24 protein-coding genes and 3 pseudogenes are annotated in these 22,001 nt (G+C 66.2%); 17 read left to right on the top strand and 10 right to left on the bottom strand.

The annotated features are described in order from the left end of the window. Positions 1–9: 9 nt before the first annotated feature. Together VHS75_RS13295 and VHS75_RS13290 are read right to left on the bottom strand one after the other, a co-directional pair. Positions 10–1,413, bottom strand: coding sequence for an amidase (locus VHS75_RS13295; RefSeq protein ID WP_329639097.1), 1,404 nt, complete (start codon positions 1,411–1,413; stop codon positions 10–12). A 75-nt stretch (positions 1,414–1,488) separates the two neighbouring features. Continuing rightward, a complete protein-coding gene (locus tag VHS75_RS13290) occupies positions 1,489–2,100 on the bottom strand; it encodes a DUF6134 family protein (protein WP_329639096.1) in 612 nt (203 codons plus the stop codon). Positions 2,101–2,341: 241 nt separating this feature from the next. Here VHS75_RS13290 and VHS75_RS13285 point away from each other — a divergent pair. Then, positions 2,342–2,599, top strand: a pseudogene (locus VHS75_RS13285) (transposase); the annotation flags it as partial. Between the two features lie 195 nt (positions 2,600–2,794). Here VHS75_RS13285 and istB read toward each other — a convergent pair. Together istB and VHS75_RS13275 are read right to left on the bottom strand one after the other, a co-directional pair. Beyond that, on the bottom strand, positions 2,795–3,523 hold the full coding sequence (gene istB, locus VHS75_RS13280; protein WP_414694309.1) for an IS21-like element helper ATPase IstB: 729 nt from the start codon (positions 3,521–3,523) through the stop codon (positions 2,795–2,797). Next, positions 3,510–3,845 (bottom strand): annotated as a pseudogene (locus VHS75_RS13275) (IS21 family transposase); the annotation flags it as partial. The gene istB and the pseudogene VHS75_RS13275, both read right to left, overlap by 14 nt. A gap of 258 nt (positions 3,846–4,103) precedes the next feature. Here VHS75_RS13275 and VHS75_RS13270 point away from each other — a divergent pair. The 4 genes from VHS75_RS13270 to VHS75_RS13255 all read left to right on the top strand — a co-directional run bounded on the left by VHS75_RS13270 (position 4,104) and on the right by VHS75_RS13255 (position 8,182). Then, positions 4,104–4,577: a mobile mystery protein A gene (locus VHS75_RS13270; RefSeq protein WP_329639095.1), complete on the top strand. Its 474-nt coding sequence runs from the start codon at positions 4,104–4,106 to the stop codon at positions 4,575–4,577. Continuing rightward, positions 4,574–6,235 carry a porin gene (locus VHS75_RS13265; RefSeq protein WP_329639094.1) on the top strand — a complete coding sequence of 554 codons (1,662 nt, stop codon included), beginning with the start codon at positions 4,574–4,576 and terminating at the stop codon, positions 6,233–6,235. The genes VHS75_RS13270 and VHS75_RS13265 overlap by 4 nt, the downstream gene beginning before the upstream one ends. A 751-nt stretch (positions 6,236–6,986) precedes the next feature. After that, the gene (locus VHS75_RS13260; RefSeq protein ID WP_329639093.1) at positions 6,987–7,733 is read left to right on the top strand and encodes an alpha/beta hydrolase; all 747 of its coding nucleotides are present in this window, start codon (positions 6,987–6,989) and stop codon (positions 7,731–7,733) included. Further along, entirely contained in the window at positions 7,730–8,182 is a 453-nt protein-coding gene (locus tag VHS75_RS13255; protein WP_329639092.1) for a nuclear transport factor 2 family protein, read from the top strand. The genes VHS75_RS13260 and VHS75_RS13255 overlap by 4 nt, the downstream gene beginning before the upstream one ends. Before the next feature lie 7 nt (positions 8,183–8,189). On the opposite strand, the gene VHS75_RS13250 is transcribed toward VHS75_RS13255, so the two are convergent. Next, positions 8,190–8,558, bottom strand: a complete 369-nt coding sequence (locus VHS75_RS13250; protein WP_329639091.1) for a hypothetical protein — start codon at positions 8,556–8,558, stop codon at positions 8,190–8,192. 1 nt (position 8,559) lies between these two features. After that, the gene (locus VHS75_RS13245) at positions 8,560–9,438 is read right to left on the bottom strand and encodes a gallate dioxygenase (RefSeq protein ID WP_329639090.1); all 879 of its coding nucleotides are present in this window, start codon (positions 9,436–9,438) and stop codon (positions 8,560–8,562) included. Positions 9,439–9,584: 146 nt separating this feature from the next. Here VHS75_RS13245 and VHS75_RS13240 point away from each other — a divergent pair, with 146 nt between their 5' ends. Beyond that, positions 9,585–10,256, top strand: a complete 672-nt coding sequence (locus VHS75_RS13240) for a GntR family transcriptional regulator (protein WP_329639089.1) — start codon at positions 9,585–9,587, stop codon at positions 10,254–10,256. 95 nt (positions 10,257–10,351) lie between these two features. Here VHS75_RS13240 and VHS75_RS13235 read toward each other — a convergent pair whose 3' ends face one another. The 4 genes from VHS75_RS13235 to VHS75_RS13220 all read right to left on the bottom strand — a co-directional run bounded on the left by VHS75_RS13235 (position 10,352) and on the right by VHS75_RS13220 (position 13,666). Continuing rightward, a complete protein-coding gene (locus tag VHS75_RS13235; protein WP_329639088.1) occupies positions 10,352–11,635 on the bottom strand; it encodes an MFS transporter in 1,284 nt (427 codons plus the stop codon). Between the two features lie 148 nt (positions 11,636–11,783). Then, complete coding sequence (locus VHS75_RS13230) at positions 11,784–12,101, bottom strand: 2Fe-2S iron-sulfur cluster-binding protein (RefSeq protein ID WP_329639087.1); 318 nt, start codon at positions 12,099–12,101, stop codon at positions 11,784–11,786. Positions 12,102–12,230: 129 nt separating this feature from the next. Further along, a complete protein-coding gene (locus VHS75_RS13225; protein WP_329639086.1) occupies positions 12,231–12,962 on the bottom strand; it encodes a class II aldolase/adducin family protein in 732 nt (243 codons plus the stop codon). Further along, positions 12,959–13,666 (bottom strand): dienelactone hydrolase family protein, encoded by a 708-nt coding sequence (locus VHS75_RS13220; RefSeq protein WP_329639085.1) that lies wholly within the window; start codon positions 13,664–13,666, stop codon positions 12,959–12,961. The genes VHS75_RS13225 and VHS75_RS13220 overlap by 4 nt, the downstream gene beginning before the upstream one ends. Before the next feature lie 412 nt (positions 13,667–14,078). Here VHS75_RS13220 and VHS75_RS13215 point away from each other — a divergent pair, with 412 nt between their 5' ends. The 11 genes and pseudogenes from VHS75_RS13215 to VHS75_RS13165 all read left to right on the top strand — a co-directional run. Beyond that, entirely contained in the window at positions 14,079–14,990 is a 912-nt protein-coding gene (locus tag VHS75_RS13215) for a LysR family transcriptional regulator (protein WP_329639084.1), read from the top strand. 265 nt (positions 14,991–15,255) lie between these two features. After that, complete coding sequence (locus VHS75_RS13210) at positions 15,256–16,212, top strand: LysR substrate-binding domain-containing protein (RefSeq protein WP_329639083.1); 957 nt, start codon at positions 15,256–15,258, stop codon at positions 16,210–16,212. Positions 16,213–16,318: 106 nt separating this feature from the next. Continuing rightward, positions 16,319–16,513 (top strand): hypothetical protein, encoded by a 195-nt coding sequence (locus VHS75_RS13205; RefSeq protein ID WP_329639082.1) that lies wholly within the window; start codon positions 16,319–16,321, stop codon positions 16,511–16,513. 1 nt (position 16,514) lies between these two features. Beyond that, positions 16,515–16,820 carry a helix-turn-helix transcriptional regulator gene (locus VHS75_RS13200; protein WP_329639081.1) on the top strand — a complete coding sequence of 102 codons (306 nt, stop codon included), beginning with the start codon at positions 16,515–16,517 and terminating at the stop codon, positions 16,818–16,820. Then, on the top strand, positions 16,817–17,500 hold the full coding sequence (locus VHS75_RS13195) for a 4-carboxy-4-hydroxy-2-oxoadipate aldolase/oxaloacetate decarboxylase (protein WP_329639080.1): 684 nt from the start codon (positions 16,817–16,819) through the stop codon (positions 17,498–17,500). The genes VHS75_RS13200 and VHS75_RS13195 overlap by 4 nt, the downstream gene beginning before the upstream one ends. A 1-nt stretch (position 17,501) precedes the next feature. Next, a complete protein-coding gene (locus VHS75_RS13190; RefSeq protein ID WP_329639079.1) occupies positions 17,502–18,596 on the top strand; it encodes a 4-oxalomesaconate tautomerase in 1,095 nt (364 codons plus the stop codon). Next, a complete protein-coding gene (locus VHS75_RS13185; protein WP_329639078.1) occupies positions 18,593–19,471 on the top strand; it encodes a DUF1932 domain-containing protein in 879 nt (292 codons plus the stop codon). Before VHS75_RS13190 ends, VHS75_RS13185 begins: the two co-directional genes overlap by 4 nt. After that, positions 19,468–20,490 carry an amidohydrolase family protein gene (locus tag VHS75_RS13180; RefSeq protein WP_329639077.1) on the top strand — a complete coding sequence of 341 codons (1,023 nt, stop codon included), beginning with the start codon at positions 19,468–19,470 and terminating at the stop codon, positions 20,488–20,490. The genes VHS75_RS13185 and VHS75_RS13180 overlap by 4 nt, the downstream gene beginning before the upstream one ends. Beyond that, entirely contained in the window at positions 20,487–20,672 is a 186-nt protein-coding gene (locus VHS75_RS13175) for a hypothetical protein (protein WP_329639076.1), read from the top strand. The genes VHS75_RS13180 and VHS75_RS13175 overlap by 4 nt, the downstream gene beginning before the upstream one ends. A 136-nt stretch (positions 20,673–20,808) precedes the next feature. Further along, positions 20,809–21,192, top strand: coding sequence for a TetR/AcrR family transcriptional regulator (locus VHS75_RS13170; RefSeq protein ID WP_329639075.1), 384 nt, complete (start codon positions 20,809–20,811; stop codon positions 21,190–21,192). Between the two features lie 18 nt (positions 21,193–21,210). After that, a pseudogene (locus VHS75_RS13165) lies at positions 21,211–21,534 on the top strand (TetR/AcrR family transcriptional regulator C-terminal domain-containing protein); the annotation flags it as partial. Between the last annotated feature and the right edge of the window lie 467 nt (positions 21,535–22,001).

The raw sequence follows: 22,001 nt of genomic DNA, 5'->3' as shown, positions 1-22,001 counted from the left end.
CAACTCGCCTCACAGGGGAGCGTGCCGGTCGAACCAGGGGCGGGCCTGCTCCAGCTGGCCCGCCAGTTGGAAGAGGGTCGATTCGGCCCCCATCCGCGCCACGAACTGCACGCCGATCGGCAGACCTGAGGCGCTCGGGGCCAGAGGCACGGTCATGGCCGGTTGTCCTGTGTTATTAAAAGCTTGAGTGTTGGGCATGAAGGCGAACAGCCGCTCGCCGATCAGCTCCGGCGTCTCCAGGACCCAGCCGATCGGAATAGCCGGGCTGCCCAGGGTCGAGAGCAACAGCACATCGTAGTTTTCGAACAATCTGGCCTCCGCGCGGGCGTAGGCGTGCAGAGTCGACAGTCCACGGACGTAATCGGGCGCCTTGACCCCGGACCCGCGGCGATACGTCGCCATGGTCAAGCCTTCGATCTCGCCCGGTTCCACCGCTCGCCCGCGCTGTTCGGCGAAGGCGTCGAGGCTGGCGGCGATGCTGGCGGAAATCACCTGTCCCGCCGCGGCCTGCATCGCGGCGACATCGCCCGGGATCACAGCTTCCTCGACCTCGTGGCCTAGGCTCTCGCAGAGGCGCGCGGCCTCGCGCACCGCCGCCGCGCACTCCGGATCGATGCCGGGCGCCTGCATGGCGCCGGTCATGAAGGCGATCCGCAGGCGGCCGGGCTCGCGCGCCGCCTCCTCGGCGAAGGGCCGCTCCGGCGGGCTCAGGAAATAGGGATCACCCGGCTGCGGGCGGCAGACCACGTCCAGCAGAGCCGCCGAATCGCGTACCGAGCGGGTGACGGCGTGCTGGATCGAGGCGCCGGCCCAGCCCTCCCCCAGTGGTGCGAAGGACACCCGGCCGCGGGACGGCTTCATGCCGAAGAGGCCGCAGCAGGAGGCCGGCGTGCGGATCGAGCCGCCGCCGTCGCTGGCGTGGGCCGCCGGCACGATCCCGGCCGCCACGGCCGCCGCCGCGCCGCCGGACGATCCGCCGGGCGTTCGCGAGACGTCCCAGGGATTGCGGCAGACGCCCAGGAATTCCGACTCGGTGAAGGGCCACAGGCCGAACTCGGGCGTGTTGGTCTTGCCGAAGATCGAGAGGCCGGCGCCCTTGTAGGCGGCGGTAATGGCGTTGTCGGCGGGCGCGACGGCCTCCGCGAACAGGCGCGAGCCGCCGGTGGTGGGCGTGCCCTTGAGCTGCGCGCCGAGGTCTTTCAGGAGGAACGGCACGCCGCTGAAGGCGCCGTGGCCCGGCGCCTCGGCGCGGGCGCGGTCCGTCAGGTCCATGGTGACCGCGTTGATCTTCGGATTGACCTCGGCCATCCGCGCGACCGCCGCATCCAGCAGCTCGTGCGCGCTCACCTCGCGCCGCGCGACCAGCTCGGCCAGGCCCACGGCGTCGTGGCGGCGATAATCCTCGAAGTTCATGCGGGTCATCCTGGGCTGCTGCAGGGGCCACGCAACCACAGCTGCGCCTGCGAACCAACCGCCGTGGATTGAAATCTAAGTGCGGCGGTATTCGACGATCGACTTGTCGGGGAAGACGGCGCGCAGGCCGGCCCAGGCGCCGGAATCCTCGTACCACTCGTCGATCTCGCTCTCGCCACGCATCGCCCAGTGATTGGCCGTGACCTTCGAGCCGCCGGCCAGCGCGAAAGGCTCATGGCCCATGGGCTGGGCGGTCAGCCGCAGCATGAAGCCGGTCTCGGGGTTGAACATCGGCCCGGTGATCACCGCCGGGTTCCAGTGGGTGTAGGGATTGGCGTTCGGCGGCGCGGCCAGGGGCCCGTCCTTGTTGGTGATCGACAGGCCCGTGGCGTTGCGCACGACGGCGCAGAAGGCCTTGTCGCTGTCGCGGACGCTGGTGCTGTGCATCTCCATGAACCGCCCGGCCTTCCAGACCTCCTCGCAGTGGTGGCGGTAGTTGAAGACCGTGAGCCCCGCGATCCTGGCCGACATCGCCACCTCGGTGGTCGCCGTCAGGGTGTCGCCGTTGGTGACGAAGGTCAGCTGGTAGTTCCCGAAGGGCCTGCCGTTGCGCGTGACGTTGAAGTGCACGCTGGAATTGGCCGGCATCGCCGCGCGGGCGAACCTCGGCAAGGCGGCGGCGGACAAGGCAGCCGCTACCAGCGCGCGACGATCAAGTGTTAGCATAGACCCCTCCAGCCCCGGACTCGGAGCACAACCGTAGGAGAGCCCGCCCCTCGCGTCCATCCAACGCGCCTGGGTGGTGTCTCAGTTTGAAATTAGAGGCCTACCCGCTTGTCGGGGTCTTTGACCGCCCGCATGCACTCTGATCCTCCCTCGATTCAGTGGACACCCATGCTAGCTTTTCGGAGCTGGAGAGGAGTGTCTGATGAGTACGACGCGCCGGGTTTTTCCGGAATCCTTCAAACGCGAGGCGGTTGACCGAGTGGTCACCAGCGGCCTTTCGGCCGGCAAGGTGGCCGCCGAGCTGGGCCTGCACGAGACGGTGCTGCGACGGTGGATGATGCAGTTCGGGGCGCAGGCGACGGGGGCGGCGAGGCGCTCCACATCGCAAGCGCCGGCCCCGTCGCCGTCTGATCTGGCCTCCGAAAACGCCAGGCTCCGACGAGAGAACGAGCGTGTCAAACGGCGCGCAATCGGGACCCCCTATAGGCGCCGAATAGGGACCCCCCTTCATCCACGGATCAGCGGCGAGGTGCGTAGCCCTCAGCCAGCGCAGCGCCTCGCCGCTGGGTGAGCCACCGTCATCTCAGCAGCACCCGGAGGGGGGTCTGGGGGGAGGTTGAGCAACCTGTGGATAACCTGGCGGGCCGGAGCCGGATCAGTTGCGGTTCCTGAGCCGCCAGCTGTCGTTGCCGGTCTCGACGATGTCGCAGTGATGGGTGAGCCGGTCGAGCAGCGCGGTGGTCATCTTGGCGTCACCGAAGACGCTGGGCCATTCGCCGAAGGCCAGGTTGGTGGTGATGATCACCGAGGTGCGCTCGTAGAGCTTGCTGACCAGATGGAACAGGCGCTGGCCACCTGACTGGGCGAGCGGCAGGTAGCCCAGCTCGTCGAGGACGACGAGGTCGAGGCGGGAGAGCTGGGCGGCGAGCGCGCCGGACTTGCCGCGCCGGGCCTCGTCCTCCAGCTGGTTGACCAGATCGACGGTGTTGAAGTAGCGGCCGCGGGCGCCGGCGCGGACCACGTTGGCGGTGATGGCGATGGCCAGGTGGGTCTTGCCGGTGCCGGTTCCGCCGACCAGGACGACGTTTCGATGGTTGGTGAGGAAGGCGCCGTCGTGCAGCGAGCGCACCAGGCCCTCGTTGATCGGCGAGCCCTCGAAGGTGAACGCCGCCAGGTCCTTCATCACCGGCAGCTTGGCGGCGGTCAGGCGATAGCGGATCGAGGCGGCCTGGCGATGGGCGGTCTCGGTCCTGAGCAGATCGGCCAGGATCTCCATGGCCGTGCGGTTGCGTTGCAGGCCCGTGGTGACCGTCTCGTCGAAGGCTCCGGCCATGCCATTCAGGCCCAGCTGGGTGAAGGCCTCGATCATCTCATGCCGCTGCACGGGAACCTCGCAGGCGATCGTAACGGGCGCAGTCGGCGATGGGTGGGTGGCGCAGGGCCAGGGCTTCGGAGGTGGTGATCGGCGCCGGCGCTGGCGGCTCGCGCCGCCGGGCCAATATGGTGAGGATGAGATCGTCGCTGGCGGCGCCGGCGTCGAGCGCTTCGCGGACAGCGTCGTCGACCGCGTCCAGGCCATCAACCAGCACCGCGGCGAGCACGCGAACGAACCTGCGGTCGGCTTCGTCGCCGCGGCCCAGCTTGCGCCTCAACCGGGTCAGGGCCGGCGGTAGCGCCCAGTCCAGGAACGGCGCGCCGTTGCGCAGTTTCCGCCTGGCAGAACCGGCTCCGCCCCCGGAGCAGCCGCGCTCTGGAATAAGGACCGCCGTGCCGCCGAGGTCGGACGGCAATCTACGCTGCAAAAGTTGACCCCGAGGCGCGAACGCTCGCTGAGCCGTTCTCGCAAACGGGCAAGACTCCAACTTAGGCATTCTTCAGCTCAGAGATATCTAGCATATATATACGCTTCGATCATCGACTCTTAAGAACACCTATGTTATCCGTCCACCGAAGGATAAGCACATATGCATTCTACATCAAACACCGCGGCGCTGGCTAGAAAGCACCTGGACCGGCGCCTCACCCCCCTGCGAAAGACAAATGACCTGGCGCGCCCGCCGCGTGGCTGGATCAAGGCGATCCGCGAGGCCCTCGGCATGACGACAGCCCAACTCGCCGAGAGGATGGGCGTTTCGCAGACGCGCGTCAGTCGCATTGAAAAGGACGAGGTCGGGTCCGCCATCACGCTTCGCACGCTGCGTCAGGCGGCCGAAGCCATGGACTGCACCTTGGTCTATGCGCTCGTTCCAAACCAGAAGCTTGAACAGATCGTGCGTCACCGAGCCGCCGCCCTGACCAATGAACGGCTCGCCCGCACGCATCACACCATGAAGCTCGAGAACCAGGCGCTGACGTCCCGGGACCTGGATGCCGAACAAAAACGCGTCTTCCGCGAACTGCTTGAAGGCGACCCCAAGCGCCTTTGGACCAAGCCTTGAGCGACCCGCTCACCGACGCCGATGACGACGCGTCGACACCACTGACGCCGGACGAGCGCGCCGCGCTCATCCCCAGCTACATCACGCTTCGGTCCGAGCTGAACGAGGTCGAGCAGATCGGCATCGACAAGGCCGATGAGTGGGCCGTCGCGATCGATAGCCAGGGTTGGCCCCAGTTTGCGGCCTGGGGCGACGACGCCCAGCGCCCCAGGCAAGGGTGGTGGCCGACGATCGTCCAAACCCTTGCAGGTCCTTCGGGACCCGTCCCCGATCGGCTGACGGTGCGGTTCGCGCGCGTCTGCCGGCTCGTCGCCGTCCTGGCCGGACTCGCCGTCGCGTCGCACGCCCGCGCCCAGACCGCCGCGGAGTCTGCCTCCAACCAGGTCCCGGCCGCCGGGCGCGAGGCGGATTCCAGCCTGACCTTCGACGGCCTGACCCTCTACGGAACAGTCGACATCGGCGTGGCCCATCTAGATCACGGCGCCCCGCTCAGTCCCGACCATGGCCCTGGGCTCACGTTTATGATCCAGAAGTTCAGCAACCGAGCGATCACGTCCGTCGCACCGAATGGCCTCAGCCAATCCAAGATCGGCCTGATGGGCCATGAGCCGCTCGGCGACGGCGTCTCGGTTATATTCAAGCTGGAGACGGGCTATCAGCCGACGTCGGGCAAGCTCACAGACGGTCCCAAGAGCCTGATCAAGTCGGACGGAAAGCCTCTCGATCAGCAGGCTGACAGCGGCGATTCCAGCCGGGCCGGCCAGATTTTCCAGGGCGCGGCCTATGTCGGCCTGCAATCCAGGACCTATGGAACGCTCACTTACGGCTGGCAGAACGGCGTCCTGCTCGACGACTTGCAGAAATACGACCCCCAGCTGCAATCCCAGGCCTTCTCACCGATAGGAACTTCCGGCACGGCCGCCGGCGGCGGCGACACCGAAGACAGCCGATTGGACAATTCGCTGAAATACGCGGTTCAGCGCGGGCTCGCGCGGCTGGTGGTCCTGCACCAGTTCCCCAGCCACAACGGTCAGCCGGGCACGGCCGACGAGGTGGACATCGGCGGCGATGCTGCCGGCTTCTCGCTCGACGGGAGCCTGACGGTTGTCCGCGACGCCATCGCCGCCGCCTCGCTTAACGCTGCGCAGGCGGCGACACACCCCGGCACGCTGGCGGCGACGGCGTCGAACAACACCACCTGGTCGCTGCAAGGAAAATACGCGCGCGAGCAAGCCAAGCTCTACGCCGGCTATGAGCACATCGAATACACCAATCCCGACCATGCGATCGGCAACGGATCGAAGGGTCTCGGCGGTTATGTGCTGAGCGTGGTGAACAACGACGCCTTCAGCCACCACAGGGTGCTGCAGATCTCGTGGGTCGGGATGCGATACGCCCTGACCCCGGCGCTGGACATCACCGCAGCCTACTACCGCTACGACCAGAACAGCTTCAAGGGCAACGGCTGCGCGGACCGCAGCGCGACGTCCTGCAGCGGGACCATGAACGCAGGGTCCGTGGTCGCCGACTACAGACTGACCAGGCAGTTCGATATGTACCTGGGAGTCAACGCTTCGGGGGTGGCCGACGGCCTGGCTTCCGGCTTCCTGAAGACCTCCGCCGTCTCCCAGATGGGCGGCGTAAGGTTCAGTTTCTAAGCGCCTCGCAGGGTATGGCGGGCGGCGCGTTCGCCTGTTCGTGACAGTCGCCAACGGACCACGTCGTCGGCCCCGGGGCCTGACGTCCCTCCCGTTCGGCGCGAGAGCTCGCCAGCAGATCCGCCGAGGTCGATGATCAGACCCATGCCACCCCTCGCTCAACTCCAAACTTGGACGCAGCCGCCTGGCGCTGCTGTCCTCGCTGTCCCGTGGCCACCGGCGCCGACCGGCCCCGCGAGCTGGTCCGGCATTGACCGCGCCTCATAAGATTGTATCCCTTACATCAAGGAACTTCGTCTGACGGCGTAGATACTGTTCACTTTGGACACAATAAGGCATTGGATCGCTTGGCCGCAAAACGCCTGAACCGAGCGGGCTGTGAGCAGGCGGCGGCCTGAGCGCCGGTGATTGAACGGCGGCCTGAAGGAGAGATGGCGTTGCGGATTGGCGTGGTGGGCTTTGGCGAGGCGGGGTCCGCCTTCTTTGGGCGGGGCGGAGATGGAAGAGGTGGTCGCCACCTTGGACGAGCTCGCGATCGGAAGCGCCATGTCCCGTAGCGCCGTCGAGTGGCAACGGAGCCTCGGCGGGCTTGGCCTGCCCCCGGGCGAGGGCGCTGCGCTGGAACGACAATTGGAGGGCCTTCTTGCGGCCCTTGGGAGGGGCCCGCGGGCGCGGCGCGCTGATGGCGCGATCGCCGTCGAGGCGAAGCGCTGCAGCCCCTCTGTTAGCGCCGCACCACGGTCGAGGCTCCATGACTAGGTCTCCAACAACCGGCAAGCCCAGCCTCTACCTCTTGTCGGGACTGCTCTGTGACGAAAGCGTCTGGACCCGCCAGACCGCCGCGCTCTCCAACGAATACGACATCCGAATTCCGGATCTGCGCGGCTTCGATGACATCACCGATATGGCGACCAGCATCCTCGCCGAGGGCGTGGATCGGTTTTCGCTCGTTGGCCATTCGATGGGCGCACGCGTGGCCCTGGAGATCATGCGCCTGGCGCCGGAGCGGGTGGAGCGGCTGGCCTTGCTCGACACGGGCGTCCATCCGCGAGGCGCGGGCGAAGCGGAAAGGCGGCAGGTCCTGGTCGATCTGGCGGATCGGGAGGGTATGAGTGCGCTCGCCGATCAGTGGTTGCCCCCGATGGTCTATGCCGAGGGCGCGCGCACGGCGGCCCTCATGCCCGGCCTCAAGGCCATGGTGGAGCGGATGACGCCGGCCATCCACGCGCGTCAGATCAAGGCGTTGCTCAACCGTCCCGCCGCTGCAGACGGCCTGTCGGCGATCCGCTGCCCGGTGTTGATCGGCGTGGGCGAGAAGGACGCCTGGAGCCCGCCAGCCCAGCATCAGGCGATGGCGGCGCGAATTCCTCAAGCCTGCCTCGTCATCTTCCCTGGGAGTGGCCACATGGCGCCCATGGAGGCGCCGGACGCCGTGACCGCCGCGCTCAAGGCTTGGCTTGGAACCTCGAGCGCGCCCGTGGAGATCGCCTCGTCATGAACAGCGAAGTCGACGTTGTGGCGCGGATGACCGCCGCGTGGGAGATCGAAACCCTGATCCGCCGCTTCGCGCTTCTGAACGATGCGGGCGACGCTGACGCCCTGGCCGCGCTTTTCACCCTGGACGGCAGCTTCGCCCGGCCGAGCGAGCCTGAGCGCCCTGCGCGCGGCCGCGAAGCGATTGCCGCCCATTTCCGCGATCGACCCAAGCGGCTGACCCGCCATCTGGTGTCCAACATTGTGGTGGACCTTGCGGGGCCGACTGCGGCTAGAGCCCAGAGCTATCTCGTCCTCTATACGGCGCCGTTCGGATCCCCGACGCCGGCGATCGCCGATCCGATCCAGTTCATCGGGGGCTTCGACGACCGCCTGGTGCGCGAAGACGGCGCGTGGCGCTTCGCCGAGCGGCGCGGCAGCCTCGCCTTGAAGATCACGCCGCCCGCCGCGTGAGGCCGGCTCAGCGGGATTCCGGGACGCGACGGGTGCTCAGGAAGGCTTCGAAGGTCTCACCGCGCATGATGGCGTAGACCTCAAGGTTGCTCTTCTTGACGACCCTCGCCCACTTCTCGAGCACGAAGAAATTGACCCCGTACTGGACGATACCGAGCCAGTCGCGGGCGCGCACGAGCGCCTTCTCCTCGTCCTTCAAACCGGCGGCGGTCATGGCCGCCTCCTCGTCGCCCCAAAAGGCCTCGCGGTTCTCGGCTCGGATCATGTTCCAGAAGAACCGGTTGAAGTTGAGGGTGCGGTTGCAGATGCGCAGGTCGAAGGGATAGGTCCCTGCGAGGGCTTCGAGTTCATCGAGTTGGGGATTGCTCAGCGTCATCTCAAGCGGCCTCCGCCGGGCGTGCGGCCAAGGGAATGGCGTTGGCCTCGTTGGCGTAGAGCGTCACGGTCATGGCGGTGGTGGTGGCGAGGTAGTAGGTCCGGTGAAGCTCGGTGATCTCCGGATTGAGCGCGCCGCGCATGGCCAGCCACATGATCTGCTCGACGCTCTCGGCGCCGCCGAGCCGGACGTATTCGGCGTGACGCATGGCGGCGAGGCGCTCGGGATCGGATTTGAACAATTCCAGGAATTCCAGATCCCAGTCGGTATTGTTGAAGCCGGTGCGCTCGCCATGGATCTGGTGAGAGAGCCCGCCCGTGCCCACCACAACCACCTTCAGATCCATTGGATAGCTTTCGATGGCCCGTCGCACGGCCTGGCCCAGACGATAGCAACGCCGCGCTGTGGGCAGTGGGTATTGCAGCACATTGATGGCGATGGGCACCACCACGCCCGGCCAATCCGGCGTATGCGGCCAGAGCAGCGGCAGGGGCGACGCGATGCCGTGATCGATCGGCTTGTTCTGCAGGAAGGCGAGGTCGAACTCCTCGTTCACCAGGCACTCCCCGACATGCGCCTGCAGATCGACATCCCCCCTGATGTCGGGCAGCCCTCGCAGGCCAGCCCCCTCGTCGGCAATCGGAAAGCGCTCGCCGACCCCTAGCGCAAAGGTCGGATAGCAGTCGAAAAACAAGGTGGTGGCGTGATCGTTATAAAAGAAGAGCAGCACGTCCGGCTTCTCCGCCGCCAGCCAGGCTGCGACCGGCTTGTACCCGTCGAACAACGGGGCCCAGGCCGGGTCGGCCTGCCGGCCGCGATCGTAGGCCAGGCCGATAGTCGGCACATGCGAGGCGCCGATGCCGCCGATGATACGGGCCATAGAACCTCCCCCAAGAATTGTATCCTGAATAGCCATTCTCGACCCGAAAGTCGAGGAAATAGACGGGTATTGTATCCAAACTTCTGACACGGGGCCCGCGTCACGGGGCTGATGACGTCGAGCGGCATCGATGGCACATAAGGGCGATGGCCTCGACCCGCAGCACCACGCTTCGTATTCGCGAGTTGATCCTGCAGGGTGAGCTCAAGCCTGGCGAACGGGTGAAGGAGCAGATGGTCGCCGAGCGCCTCGGCCTATCCAGGACGCCGATACGCGCGGCGCTTCCGGCCTTGGCGAAGGAAGGCCTGTTGATTGTCGTCGGCGCTCGCGGCTATGCGGTGCGCCGCTTCTCCCAGGCCGAATGCCTCGATGCGCTGCACACCCGCGCGGCGCTGGAAGGCCTGGCCGCGCGGAGCATGGCGATGCGGGCCGATCGTGATCTGCGCCCGCTCAGGACCATCCTGCAGACCGGGGACGACCTTCTGAAGACTTCAGCCGGTCTCGACCTCGAGGAACTCGAAGCGCTCTACGGCGAGATGAACGCGGCGTTTCATACGGCCGTCGTGTCGGCCAGCGACATGCCAATCCTTGGGGAACTCCTGGACCGCTGCAACATCGTTCCCTTCGTCTCGCCGGCCCATGTGGCGTTCGAGCGCCGCTCAGAGGCGGAGCGACGGCGCATTCTGGATTTCGCTCATCGTCAGCACCACAGCATTGTTGAGGCGATCGCGTCAGGCGACGCCGCCCGTGCTGAAGCGCTCTTCCGGGAACATGCGCATAACCAGGAAGTCAGCATCACCGGAGCAGGTGAACCCTGACTTGGTCTGTTCGGCGCCGGCTTGGGCCCGCGCCCCCGCGAGGTGGTTCGCCGCTCCGCGGACCCCGCCCGGCGTTGCGCAGGTACGGTCCGGGCCTAAGGCGCAGTGTCGGCGCGCGGCAAGCGCGCAGCGATCATGAACACGAGGCCGCTGACGATCCCCGCCACGGCGCACAAGATATACAACAGGCGCGCGCCGCCCCCCAGGTCAAGGAGCTTACCCGCCGCCCACGGCGCCGTCGCTGCGCCAATCCGCATGACCGCCAGGCTCGCGCCAATGGCGAGGCCACGGATCGCGTCGGGATAGGCCCGACCCACCAGGGCCCCCATCAAGTTGAGCAGGCCCACGACAAAGAAGCCGGCGCCGCCCGCGATCAGGGCGGTGGACGAACCGCCGATGGACATTCCGAGCAGGGCCGTGGCCATGGCGCCGGCAAGCGCCATTGGCAGAATGACCCTATAGCCAAATCGATCAGCAAGGCCGCCCGCGACGATGCCGCCAACCGCCCCGCCGATCGAAAACACCGATAGAGAGACGGCGGCCTGCGCCATCGAAGCGCCCTTGGCGGCGACCAGGGACGGAAGCCAACCGACCGACACAAAAACGGGAAAGGCGCCGATGAACATGGCGGTCCATAGAACCAGGGTCAGGGGCCAGACGCCGCCGCGAAACAGAAAAGCGTCATCGGACCTACCGTGGCCCATCGGCGCTCGCTCGGCCGACCCGATCACCGATCCGGCCTTCCGATCGGATGGGACGATCAAGAAGAGAAGGGGCGCGATGACCAAGGGCGCGAGCCCGCCGACGATGAACATGGCCCGCCAACCAAAGTGCGGGACCACGGAAGACGACACGAAGCCCGCGAGCATGGTGCCGCCCGCCGACCCCGCACAAACGATCGTCACAGCGGTCAAACGCGCGGCCGCGGCGATGTTCCCGAGCAGGAGCGCCGATGATATCGGCAACAGTCCGCCAAGCGCCACGCCGGTAAGGCATCGCATGACCAGGAGTTCGGTGACGTTTTGGACCTGACTGGTCGCAAGGGCGCCGCAACCGAACATCAGCACCACCAGGAGCAAGGTCCTGCGGCGTCCGAAGCGGTCAGCGATCGCCCCGAACAGGGCCGCGCCAGCGGCGGTTCCGAGCGACGCCGCCCCGATGCAGGCCCCAAACATTGCGCGCGTCAGCACGAGGTCCTTGCGCACCACGCCGCCGACGAACGAGAGCGCGTTCAGGTCCATTCCGTCCAGGATCTGGGCGATCAGGAGCCCACCGACGAGAAGGACCAGCCCCACGCCGTGAACCGGTGCAGGAACAAGACCCCCGCCCCGCGGCTCGAGGGGCGCGCCTGCCGCCAACGATCGTACAGTCGAGGTCATGCTTATGTTCCCGGATTCGGTGACGCGGCCGGCTGCAGCCGGCTCACGTCGGCATCATCGTGGGCCAGGCGCAAGGCCGCGGAGCCATAAGGCTTGATCGCTTGGTCGGCGTTCGCCCGCGCACCCTGATCGCCTCCGCCCTTACTCATCAGTCTTCCGGCGCGACGGTCACCGACAGACCCTCCAAACCGCTCGCCAAGACCACTTGGCAGGACAGGCGCGAACCCAATTGGCGGTGAGCGGAGCCATCGAGCAAGTCGTCCTCGTCGGCTGACGCCGCGGCAAACAGTTCAGGATGGGACTCGCCTATATAAACGTGGCAGGTCGCGCATGAGCAACAGCCGCCGCAGAGCGCCAGAATATCGTCGACTCCGCCGCTACGGATCGCCTCGAGCAGCGTCATCCCCGCTTCGCCCGAAACCTTGTGCAACGTCCCGTCGCGCGCCGTGACCTCAATCGTTGTCATTGACGTCCCGATGCGACAAACGAGCGAAATTCAATCGACTGTCGAAACCTCACCGTCGCCCCCTTCTTTGTGTCGCTCGACCTTGCGTTGTCGTCCCGGCCGATCTCCGTCAGCCAGTCGCCCCAGCGTCTATCCACCGCTCGCCGCACCGATCGGCGGGCACTGCCGCACCCAAAGCTCCCAGGCCCGGCTCGTTGCAGCGCCCAGGGTTTGTGCGCACGCTTCGGCTTCGCCGTCGCTGAGGAACGCCGGCTCTCCCAGGGCGCGAGCCGCCAGTTCGATCTCGCAATTCTTCATCGTATAGATGGCCTCGTAGACAACCTCCTCCACGCGTGCGCCCACAACTGTGTAGCCATGAGCGCGCATGAGCACGATGCTTGCGTCGCCGAGATGCTCGGCGAGGTGGCGGCCGTGCTCGGCGTTGCGGATCAAAAGGTCCGTCGACGCCCCGGCATGGGCGGCGAGGTCGAAGGTCGACGGCGCGCCCCGGAGGAAGCCGCACATATGGCAGATGGGCCGAATCCTGGCGCCCGGTACCACCGTGAAGGGCACGACCGGCAAGGCATGACTGTGCACCACCGCCTGAACGTCCGGGCGGCGGCGATAGATCTCGCCATGGATGAAGCGTTCCAAGAACAGCTGCACGCCCGAGGTCGGCGGGATGAGGTCGCCGGCCAGGTCAAGTTCGGCGACATCGTCGGGCGTCACCAGGGCGGGCGCCAGACTCCTCGGGATCAGGAACCGATCGGGTCGCTCGGGGCTGCGGCAGCTGAGGTGTCCGAAGGCGTCCAAGACACCCTGGGCCGCCAGTATGCGGCTTCCCTGGCTGACGGCCGTCTTGGCGTCCAGCGACGTGCTCATGAGGCGCCCACGAGGTGGGTCCGAAGGAGCTCGCGGGTCGCCGTGTCCGCCCGTTCAGCGCTTTGCTGATCGAACACTGGGCTGCCACGCCGCGCGAAGGCGTGGCCGACTCCGGGGTAGCGCATGACCTCTACGCGGTTCGAATGCGGCGTTGCGGCTCGCTCGATTGCCGCCTGGGCTTCGGGAGGACACAATTGGTCCTCCTCTGCGAGGTGCAGCAGCAAGGGGCAGCGCACGGCGCCCATCTGATCCAGTGCGCCTTGAATGCCGACCCCGTAATAGGAGGCCGCGAAGTCGATACCCGCCTGCATCGACAACAGATACGCCAGCTTGCCGCCAAGGCAGTAGCCGACGGCGCCGACCTTGCCGTTGGCGCCATGGAGCGAGCAAACGTAAGCCGCCGCAAGCAGCGCGTCTTGGACGGCCAGATCCGAATTCAGCCCCCTCATCAGCTCGGTCGCGCGTTCGCGATCGGTTGCAGGGTCGAGTTCGACACCGGGTTGCTGTCGCCAGAAAAGGTCCGGCACGATCGCGGTGAACCCCACGGACGCCCAGGCGTCGGCGACCGAACGCATATTGGCGTTGACACCGAATATTTCCTGCAGGATCACGACACCGGCGTCGTTCGGGCGATCAGGTTTGGCAAGATAGGCGCCGAATGACGATCCCGCGTCGGTCCGGAGCGACACCATCGAAGCAGCCATTCCATATTCCCTACCCTTGGGACCCCGCGCAATCGAGGCCGGCGGAGGCGTGCGCACTCATTGTGCTGAGACCCGGTGATCATCGACGCCGCTGATCATCGTCTAGGGACGGACTGGCCCGAGCGCCAATACGAACGCGGCGCCAAAACATGTCATCTGGTAATGCCTCCGGGGCCGGGAGCCGGCGCGGAATTCAGACCGGCGAGTTGGCGTAGCGCCGCGGAGGCGGACGTGAGGTTGGGCGGCGGCCGGGCCGAGGCTCAAGCGCGCGTGCGACACGACCTTCGCCATTGGCCCTCAGGCCGCGCCGTCCCACGCCGCGCCGACGTTCCGGCACAGGTCGCCCCTTCGATCCCATCAGATTGAAAGAAAGTTCGACGTCTTGGTGATAACCGAAATACTTGCCAAGCAGATGTACAATCTGATGCTGCTCAAGTCAGCCGTCGATGCTGGCAGTATCAGCCGCGCCTCGGTCGAGCTTGGCGTGAGCCAACCCACGATCACGCGCGGGATCGCGCGGTTGGAAGCGGCCTTGGGCCACCAGTTGATCGAACGCAGCGCGAAAGGGATCATCCCGACGGACGTATGCCGCAATCTCCTGAAGCACGTCGAGCGCGCCGCGGGCCAACTCGAGGAGGCTGGCGCGACCCTGCACCGGATGCGGCGTTCGCGCTATCGCACCTTGGCCTGCGGGGGCTCGCCAACCGCCATGGAGTCCTACGTCCCGTCCGTGATGTTCGAGCTGATGCGGCGCTATCCCAATCTCTCGCTGCAACTCTACGAAGCGCCCTCCCCGGCGCTCCTCAAGATGATCCAGGCCGGGGAGTTGGATATCGCCATCGGCGCACGCCTCCAGATCGAAGAAGGCCAGCAGGTCGAAGTCGAAGCTCTGGCCTCGGACACACTTGGGGTCTTCGTGAATGCGCGGCATCCGCTGCTTGGCGAGCCCCAGGTGATGAAGCACCTCTTGGCGACCCAGAGCTGGGTGTTTCCCGAACCTCTGTGGTCCTATCCAGCCACCATGCTGCGCGACACGCCGTTCTCGTCGATTCCCTGTCTGGTGCGCGCCCAATCGTCCTCGGCGCTGCGTTGGTATGCGCGCGAGACGGACTTCCTGACCATTTCATCCTCGCTCACGCTGCACACCGAACTCAGCAGCGGGCTGGTGGCTGAATTGACCACCGACTGGAATTTCCCGAGGTCTCAACACGTCATCTACTATCGGTCGACCTCCGACGACGAGCGGCCGGTCGATATCGCCGTGAACCTGTTCAAATCTGCGGGCCACGAGAGACTCGATGGCAAGGTCGACGGAGACACCTAACTATCGACCTGGCGTTTTCGCCTTCAAAGCCTCCCAATCTCGGGCGCCCGACTCCCGGACGATCCTTTCGTTCCCGTAGTCCTTGGGATTGGGCGCCCCCAAGCCGGCTCGCGCAGGAAGGCCAAGCGACATTTCGAAATCGTCGCGGTCGTCGTTGGCCGCCCTGGCGCCCGTCGCCACGGCGACAGCCATCATTGATGGGTCTATCTAATGCTAGAGGACTCTAGCCGGCGCAACGGCGAGAGGACGACTTAGGGGTTCGGGTTTGGCGCGGCGCAGGCTCGATCAACTGCTGAAGTTTCGTCAGCTACGGATGACCGAGGCGCTGGTCCGTCACCAATCGCTGACGCGCGCGGCGGCCGCGCTGGGCCTGAGCCAGCCCGCCCTGACCAAGGCGATCCGCGAGCTTGAAGCTCTGATGGGCGAGCCGTTGTTTCAGCGCCACGCACGGGGCATGCGCCCGACCGCCGCCGGGCTGGTGGTTGCGCAATACGCCAGAGCCGCCCTGGCCGATCTGAACCGGCTGGAAGAGACCTTGGACCTGGAGAATGGTCCCGGCCTCGGGCCGGTGGCGGTGGGCGCATTGCCGGTGGCGGCGGTGGGGTTGATGCCGGCCGTGATCAACCGGGCCCGGGCGGAACTGCCCGCCCTGCATATCCGTCTGGTCGAGGGACGGACGGAGGCTTTACTGGCCCAGCTGGAGGCCGGCGAAGTGGATTTGGTGGTCGGCCGGCTCTATGCGCCGCTGGCTCCGGACGGTCTGATACGAGAAGCCCTGTACGCCGAGCCGATCTCGGTCATGGCCCGGGTCGGGCACCCGTTGCACCGGCTCAGGCGGCCCACGGTGAAGGACCTGGCGGCCTTTGACCTGATCCTGCCGAGCTTCAGCCAGCGGATCGGCCAGGACACCGAAGACTTCATGGCCGCCATCGGCCTTCAGCCAACGCCCGGGGCGATCCGTTCGACCTCGCGCGGCTTTATCCGCGAAATGCTGCTGGCGAGCGACATGATCACCGTCATGCCGCGGATCGTCATGGGCGGCGACCTCCTTCGGGGTCAGGCGCGGGTCATTTCCGTGGCCGCGCCGGCGATGCCGAGGCCGGCGGGGGTGATCACCAACCCCCGACATGGGGCGCCGTCGGGCGCGCAGATGCTCATTCGACTGATCCGCGAGACCATAACCGATCTGGCGCAGTCCGGTGACCTTGATATAACCAAATAGCATATTTCGCGCCGAAAACGCGATGGGGGAATCCGGCTTTGGCCCGCTAGACCAGATTTGAGCGTTGCGCGCGCCTGGGGCGCATCCACGTGGTTCGAGGCCGCATATGAAGATCATCCTGTCCGGACAGGGCGCGCTTGGGGTCAAACACCTCGAGGCGATCCAGAAGATCGACGGGATCGAACGGCAGGACCGGGAATTCTTCGCCGCCGTCCGCAAGGACCGGGAGCCCAACGCCAGCGTGGCCCCGCGCCTGCCGGGCCTGCAGACGCTGGACAGCATCGAACAGAGCCTCCTCTGAAATGTTCAACATTGTCTTCAGTGACGAATATCGGGCGGCTCCCAAGCTCCTGGCGGATCTCCGTCGGAAAGCTGGGCTAAGCCAGCGTGAGCTCGCCAATATCCTGGGGCGCTCGCAAGGCCATGTTCAGCGGATGGAAACCGGACAGCGACCGATTGAGCTTGTCGAGTTCTGCCGCATCGCGCGCGCCGCAGAGCTGGACCCCCGCGCGGCGCTGGGTGCGTTTCTGGAGGCGTGGGAAGGGCTTGGCCTGGCGTACCCATCCACGGCGGCTCCGGCTGCGACAAAAGAAAGCCGGGCGGCATGAGTCTCGTGGTCCGCAACATCCCCCGCGCCGACGCGGCTGTGGTGGATGCCCTGGCCGGGTTCGGCGTGGCCACGGTGCATGAGGCGCAGGGTCGCAAGGGCCTGCTCGCCGCCTATATGCGGCCGATCTACCGGCCTGCCAGGATCGCCGGCTCGGCCGTGACCTGCGAAGTCGCACCGGGCGACAACTGGATGATCCACGTCGCCGTTGAGCAGTGCCGGCCGGGCGACATCCTGGTGGTCGGCCCGACCAGCCCCTGCGAGGACGGCTATTTCGGCGATCTGCTGGCCACCTCCCTGCAGGCGCATGGGGTTCGCGGCCTGGTCATCGACGCGGGGGTGCGCGACGTGGCCGAGCTGACCACGATGGGCTTTCCAGTCTGGTCCAAGGCCATCTTCGCCCAGGGCACGGTCAAGGAGACCATCGGCAATGTGAACCGGCCGCTGGTCTGCGCCGGCGCCCTGATCCACCCGGGTGACGTGATCGTCGCTGACGACGACGGGGTCTGCGTGGTGCGCCGCGAGGAGGCCGCCCCGGTCGCCGAGGCAGCCGGCAAGCGCGAATCCAACGAGACCGAAAAGCGCGCGCAGCTGGCGTCCGGCGTCCTGGGCCTTGATCTCTACAAGATGCGCGAACGCCTGGCCAAGAAGGGCCTGCGCTGGGTCGACGAGGCGCCGTGAGGTGATCCAGACCGCCATCCAATGCACGGTCATGCGCGGCGGCACGTCCAAAGGCCTCTATTTTCGCGTCGAAGATTTGCCTGTCGATGTCGCCACGCGCGACGCGGTGCTGCTGGCCGTCATGGGCTCGCCCGACCCGCGCCAGATCGACGGCATGGGCGGGGCCCATCCACTGACCAGCAAGATCGCGGTGGTCGGCCCCTCGACCCACCCGGACGCCGATGTGGATTACCTCTTCCTGCAAGCGGTGGTGGACGAGGCCCGCATCGACGCCGGCCAGAACTGCGGCAACCTCCTGGCCGGCGTCGGTCCCTTCGCCATCGAGGAGGGTTTGTTCCCGGCGACCGGCGACGAGACCACTGTGCGCATCAACATGCTCAATACGAAGAGCCTGGCCTCGGCCCTGATCCAGACCCCGGGCGGCAAGGTGCGCTACGACGGCGAGGCCCGTATCGACGGCGTGCCGGGGACCGCAGCCCCGATCCCTATCGACTTCCTGGATGTCGCCGGCTCGAGCTGCGGCAGCCTCTTACCCACCGGAAACGCCCGCGACACCGTCGACGGGATCGAGGTCACCGCGATCGACAACGGCATGCCCGTAGTGGTCATGCGCGCCGCCGACTTCGGCAAGACCGGCTACGAGAGCCCCGAGGAGCTGGAAGCCGACGCCGAGCTCAAGGCCCGCATAGAAGCCATCCGGTTGCAGATCGGCCCACGCATGAACCTGGGCGACGTGGCCAAGAAGACCGTGCCCAAGATGTGCCTGGTCGCCCCGGCTCAGCAGGGCGGCGCCATCTGCACCCGCACCTTCATTCCGCACCGCGTTCACGAGGCGATCGGCGTCTTTGGCGCGGTCAGCGTCGCCACCGCCTGCGTGACGCCGGGCTCTGTCGCGGCCGAGGTCGCTGGCATCGCCGACGTCGAAGCGGTCAAGGCGCTTGAGGTCGAGCACCCCTCCGGCTTTTTCACGGTCGCCATCGACGTCACGCTGCTGGACGGTCAAGTCGAGGTCCGCCGCTCGGCGCTGTTGCGCACGGCGCGCCGGCTGATGCGCGGCGAAGTCTGTGCGCCGGCCACCGCCTGGGACGGAAAATGAGCGGCTTCTCAAGCATCGCGTTTCTTGGCTTCGGGGAGGTCGGCCAGTCGTTGGCGCAGGCCTTGATCGCGCGCGGTGTGACGAAGCTAGCCGCCTGGGACACATCCTTCGTGGACACCACGAGCCCTGCCAGCAGAGCTCTCGATCGCATTCCGGTACGAGAAGCGACCTCGGCTCCCGATGCCGTCGCGGGGGCTGAGCTGGTGATCAGCGCCGTAACGGCGGCTGAGGCTGTCGAGGCCGCCAAGGCTGCCGCTTCGGGGCTCACGCCAGGAGCATTCTTCCTGGATCTCAACTCTTGTTCACCGCAGATCAAGCAAACCTGTTTTGACGTCATCGCCTGGACCGAAACGCGCTACGTGGAAGCCGCGGTCATGAGCCCCATCAACCCGAAGCGGTTGAATGCGCCCATGTTGCTTGGCGGGACGGATGCGACCGAGTTCCTGGCCAAGGGCCGTTTGACCGGCTTCTCCGCGGCGACGGTGTTCTCCGATCGGATCGGCCAGGCCGCGGCGACCAAGCTCTGCCGCTCTGTGATAATCAAGGGCGTCGAAGCCCTGCTGACCGAGTCGATGCTGGCCGCGCGCCATTACGGCGTCGAGCAAGTGGTGCTGGACTCCCTCTCCGACCTGCTTCCGCTGCCGGACTGGAACGCCACGGCCCAGTACATGATCTCCCGCTCGCTCGAGCACGGCGCTCGGCGCGCCGAGGAAATGCGCCATGCCGCCCGCACCGTCGCCGAGGTCGGCGTCGCTCCGGTGATGAGCTGGGCGATCGCAGGGCGGCAGGCCTGGGCCGCCGACCACCACGCGGCGTTGAGCCCCGACCTCGCCGCCATGCTGGACGCCGTCATCGCGGAAATGGACGCCCCATGATCATCGATTGCCACGGCCACTACACCACCGCCCCAAAGGCGCTACAGGATTGGCGCGACGCCCAGATCGACGCGTTCGACGCGGGCCAGCCGTTCACCGCGCTCGATCCAGCGATCACCGACGACGAGATCCGAGCGAGTTTGGAGGGCGCGCAGCTGAAGCTGCAGCGCCAGCGCGGATCGGACCTGACGATCTTCTCGCCGCGCGCCTCGGCCATGGCCCACCACATCGGCGACGCCGAGGTCAGCCTGCGCTGGACGCGCAAATGCAACGACCTGATCGCGCGCGTGGTGTCGCTCTATCCGGAGAACTTCGTCGGCGTCTGCCAGCTGCCGCAATCCCCGGGCGCGGACCTGCTGGGCAGCATTTTCGAGCTCGAGCGCTGCGTGAACGAACTGGGCTCTGTCGGCTGCAACTTGAACCCCGACCCCTCCGGCGGCCACTGGACGGCCCAGCCGCTCACCGACCGGTCCTGGTATCCGTTCTTCGAGAAGATGGTCGAACTCGATGTGCCGGCCATGGTCCACGTCTCCGGCTCCTGCAATCCCAATTTCCACGCCACCGGCGCCCACTACATCAACGCTGACACCACCGCCTTCATGCAGTTCCTGGAGGGCGACCTCTTCAAGGACTTCCCGACGCTTCGGTTCATCATCCCGCATGGTGGCGGGGCCGTGCCCTACCATTGGGGACGCTATCGGGGCCTGGCCGACATGCTGAAGCGCCCGCCGCTTCGTGAGCATGTGATGAAGAACGTGTTCTTCGACACCTGCGTCTACCACCAGCCGGGCATCGACCTGTTGTTCCGGGTGATCGACATCGACAATATCCTGTTCGGCTCGGAGATGGTCGGCGCGGTCCGCGGCATCGATCCGGAAACCGGACACTACTTCGACGACACCAAGCGCTACGTTGACGCCTTGCCGATCCCTGCAGCTGACAAGCACAAGGTCTTCGAAGGCAACGCGCGGCGCGTCTATCCGCGGCTCGACGCGATCCTGAAGGGACAGGGCCGATGAGCGAGCGCTTCATCATGGATATGGACTCTCAGGTCTGGCGCTTGTCGCCGTCCAAGCCCTCCGTCATCCCGCCGCCTGGCGCGGTGGACGCCCACGGCCATGTGTTCGCGCCGGGCGAGGTGTTTCCGTACGCGCCCAGCCGGACATGCACGCCGAGCGGTCCTTCGACGACCCCGTTCTAGCCGGTTCGGCATACCCGCTTTTGGCCCTGCGATCGCGACGAGGTGGCCATGAATGTAGTTGAGAGATCACTCGCCTGGTTCGCCGAATTTGCGGCCCCACGCCCGATTATCCTGCCTTACGGCCGGGACGCAGAACGTGGCCACGTCGAACTCTATGTCGGCGGATGCGACTTCTGCTGCGTTTGCGTGGAAATCGCGCCCACCGAAAGCGAGCCGACCGAACCTGGCGGCCCGGCCGATCGACATGATCGTTGACGCGACCCTGATCAAACGTGACGCACGGCGCGAGGCGATCCTCGACGCCGCGCAAGCCTGTTTCCTGGCCGAAGGTTACGCCGCAACCTCGATGTCGACGATCGCCGCGAGGCTCGGGGGTTCGAAGGGAACGCTCTACAGCTACGTCAAGAACAAGGAAGACCTGTTCGCCGCCGTGGTGCAGCGGGCCTGCACGGCTATTCAGCAGGCGCTGGATAGCCTTGATGCGCGGACCGGCGATTTACAGCCATGCCTGCTTCGCTAGGCTGGGAAATTTCTCAGCCATTTGATGACGGCGCAGGCGCTCGGTATCCAACGCCTTGTCGTCAGCGAGGGCGGGCGCTTTCCTGAACTTGGACGGATCTTTTACGAAAGCGGACCGCGGGTCGTGCGCGACCGCATGGCGGCTTATTTCGGCGACCTGATGGATCTGCGCCTGCTGCGACGGGCTGATCCCAAAGTTGCGGCCCAGCACTTCATCGACCTGGCGATTTCGGCCGTGTACTGGCCAGCCTTGTGGGGCGTCAGCCATGATCCAACATCCAAGACGGCTGACCCGCGGGTGATCTGTGGGGTCGAGACCTTCCTGAGGGCCTATAGTGTGTGAGGGGCGGAAGAGTCACCAGAAGCTCGATGGCCGAGCCGAGCTTGACGACGAAGAGGAGTTATTGGCCAGGCGTCTTGGCTTTCAAGGCGTCCCATTCTCGGGATCCCACCTCCTTGATGATTTGGTTATTCCCATATTGTTTGGGGTCCAAATAGGTGATCTTGCCGCCAAGGAGTCTGGCCTGGAGGAGTATCATCGCATTCAATTCCGCAGCTCGAGCTGCAGTCACCACACCCTGGACGTTCTTGGCGACCACCGTACTGCCGTGACCGCGCATCAAAACGATAGAGTTCCCGCCAAGTTTCCCAGCTAGCCGGCGGCCCGAATGCGGATTCCGATGATGCCGGCCACCTGTACCGATATGAAGCCGGCCGGCGTACCGATCTGAAGCCGGCCATGGTTCCGATTTGATGTCGGCCACCTTGGACGGGCCCTGTGCGGGTCTTTGGGGAAGGTCTCGGGATTAG

It is taken from the genome of Phenylobacterium sp. (assembly GCF_036264965.1).
Lineage (GTDB): Bacteria > Pseudomonadota > Alphaproteobacteria > Caulobacterales > Caulobacteraceae > Phenylobacterium.
The sequence above is the reverse complement of the archived record's forward strand: the minus strand, read 5'-3'. Positions and strand labels throughout refer to the sequence as shown.

Bases quoted from the DNA above. Each gene is read 5' to 3' on its own strand.
- VHS75_RS13295 (WP_329639097.1), bottom strand. From the start codon at position 1,413: ATGAACTTCGAGGATTATCGCCGCCACGACGCCGTGGGCCTGGCCGAG.
- VHS75_RS13270 (WP_329639095.1), top strand. From the start codon at position 4,104: ATGCATTCTACATCAAACACCGCGGCGCTGGCTAGAAAGCACCTGGAC.
- VHS75_RS13260 (WP_329639093.1), top strand. From the start codon at position 6,987: ATGACTAGGTCTCCAACAACCGGCAAGCCCAGCCTCTACCTCTTGTCG.
- VHS75_RS13255 (WP_329639092.1), top strand. From the start codon at position 7,730: ATGAACAGCGAAGTCGACGTTGTGGCGCGGATGACCGCCGCGTGGGAG.
- VHS75_RS13250 (WP_329639091.1), bottom strand. From the start codon at position 8,558: ATGACGCTGAGCAATCCCCAACTCGATGAACTCGAAGCCCTCGCAGGG.
- VHS75_RS13245 (WP_329639090.1), bottom strand. From the start codon at position 9,438: ATGGCCCGTATCATCGGCGGCATCGGCGCCTCGCATGTGCCGACTATC.
- VHS75_RS13240 (WP_329639089.1), top strand. From the start codon at position 9,585: ATGGCCTCGACCCGCAGCACCACGCTTCGTATTCGCGAGTTGATCCTG.
- VHS75_RS13235 (WP_329639088.1), bottom strand. From the start codon at position 11,635: ATGACCTCGACTGTACGATCGTTGGCGGCAGGCGCGCCCCTCGAGCCG.
- VHS75_RS13230 (WP_329639087.1), bottom strand. From the start codon at position 12,101: ATGACAACGATTGAGGTCACGGCGCGCGACGGGACGTTGCACAAGGTT.
- VHS75_RS13225 (WP_329639086.1), bottom strand. From the start codon at position 12,962: ATGAGCACGTCGCTGGACGCCAAGACGGCCGTCAGCCAGGGAAGCCGC.
- VHS75_RS13220 (WP_329639085.1), bottom strand. From the start codon at position 13,666: ATGGCTGCTTCGATGGTGTCGCTCCGGACCGACGCGGGATCGTCATTC.
- VHS75_RS13215 (WP_329639084.1), top strand. From the start codon at position 14,079: ATGTACAATCTGATGCTGCTCAAGTCAGCCGTCGATGCTGGCAGTATC.
- VHS75_RS13205 (WP_329639082.1), top strand. From the start codon at position 16,319: ATGAAGATCATCCTGTCCGGACAGGGCGCGCTTGGGGTCAAACACCTC.
- VHS75_RS13200 (WP_329639081.1), top strand. From the start codon at position 16,515: ATGTTCAACATTGTCTTCAGTGACGAATATCGGGCGGCTCCCAAGCTC.
- VHS75_RS13195 (WP_329639080.1), top strand. From the start codon at position 16,817: ATGAGTCTCGTGGTCCGCAACATCCCCCGCGCCGACGCGGCTGTGGTG.
- VHS75_RS13185 (WP_329639078.1), top strand. From the start codon at position 18,593: ATGAGCGGCTTCTCAAGCATCGCGTTTCTTGGCTTCGGGGAGGTCGGC.
- VHS75_RS13180 (WP_329639077.1), top strand. From the start codon at position 19,468: ATGATCATCGATTGCCACGGCCACTACACCACCGCCCCAAAGGCGCTA.
- VHS75_RS13175 (WP_329639076.1), top strand. From the start codon at position 20,487: ATGAGCGAGCGCTTCATCATGGATATGGACTCTCAGGTCTGGCGCTTG.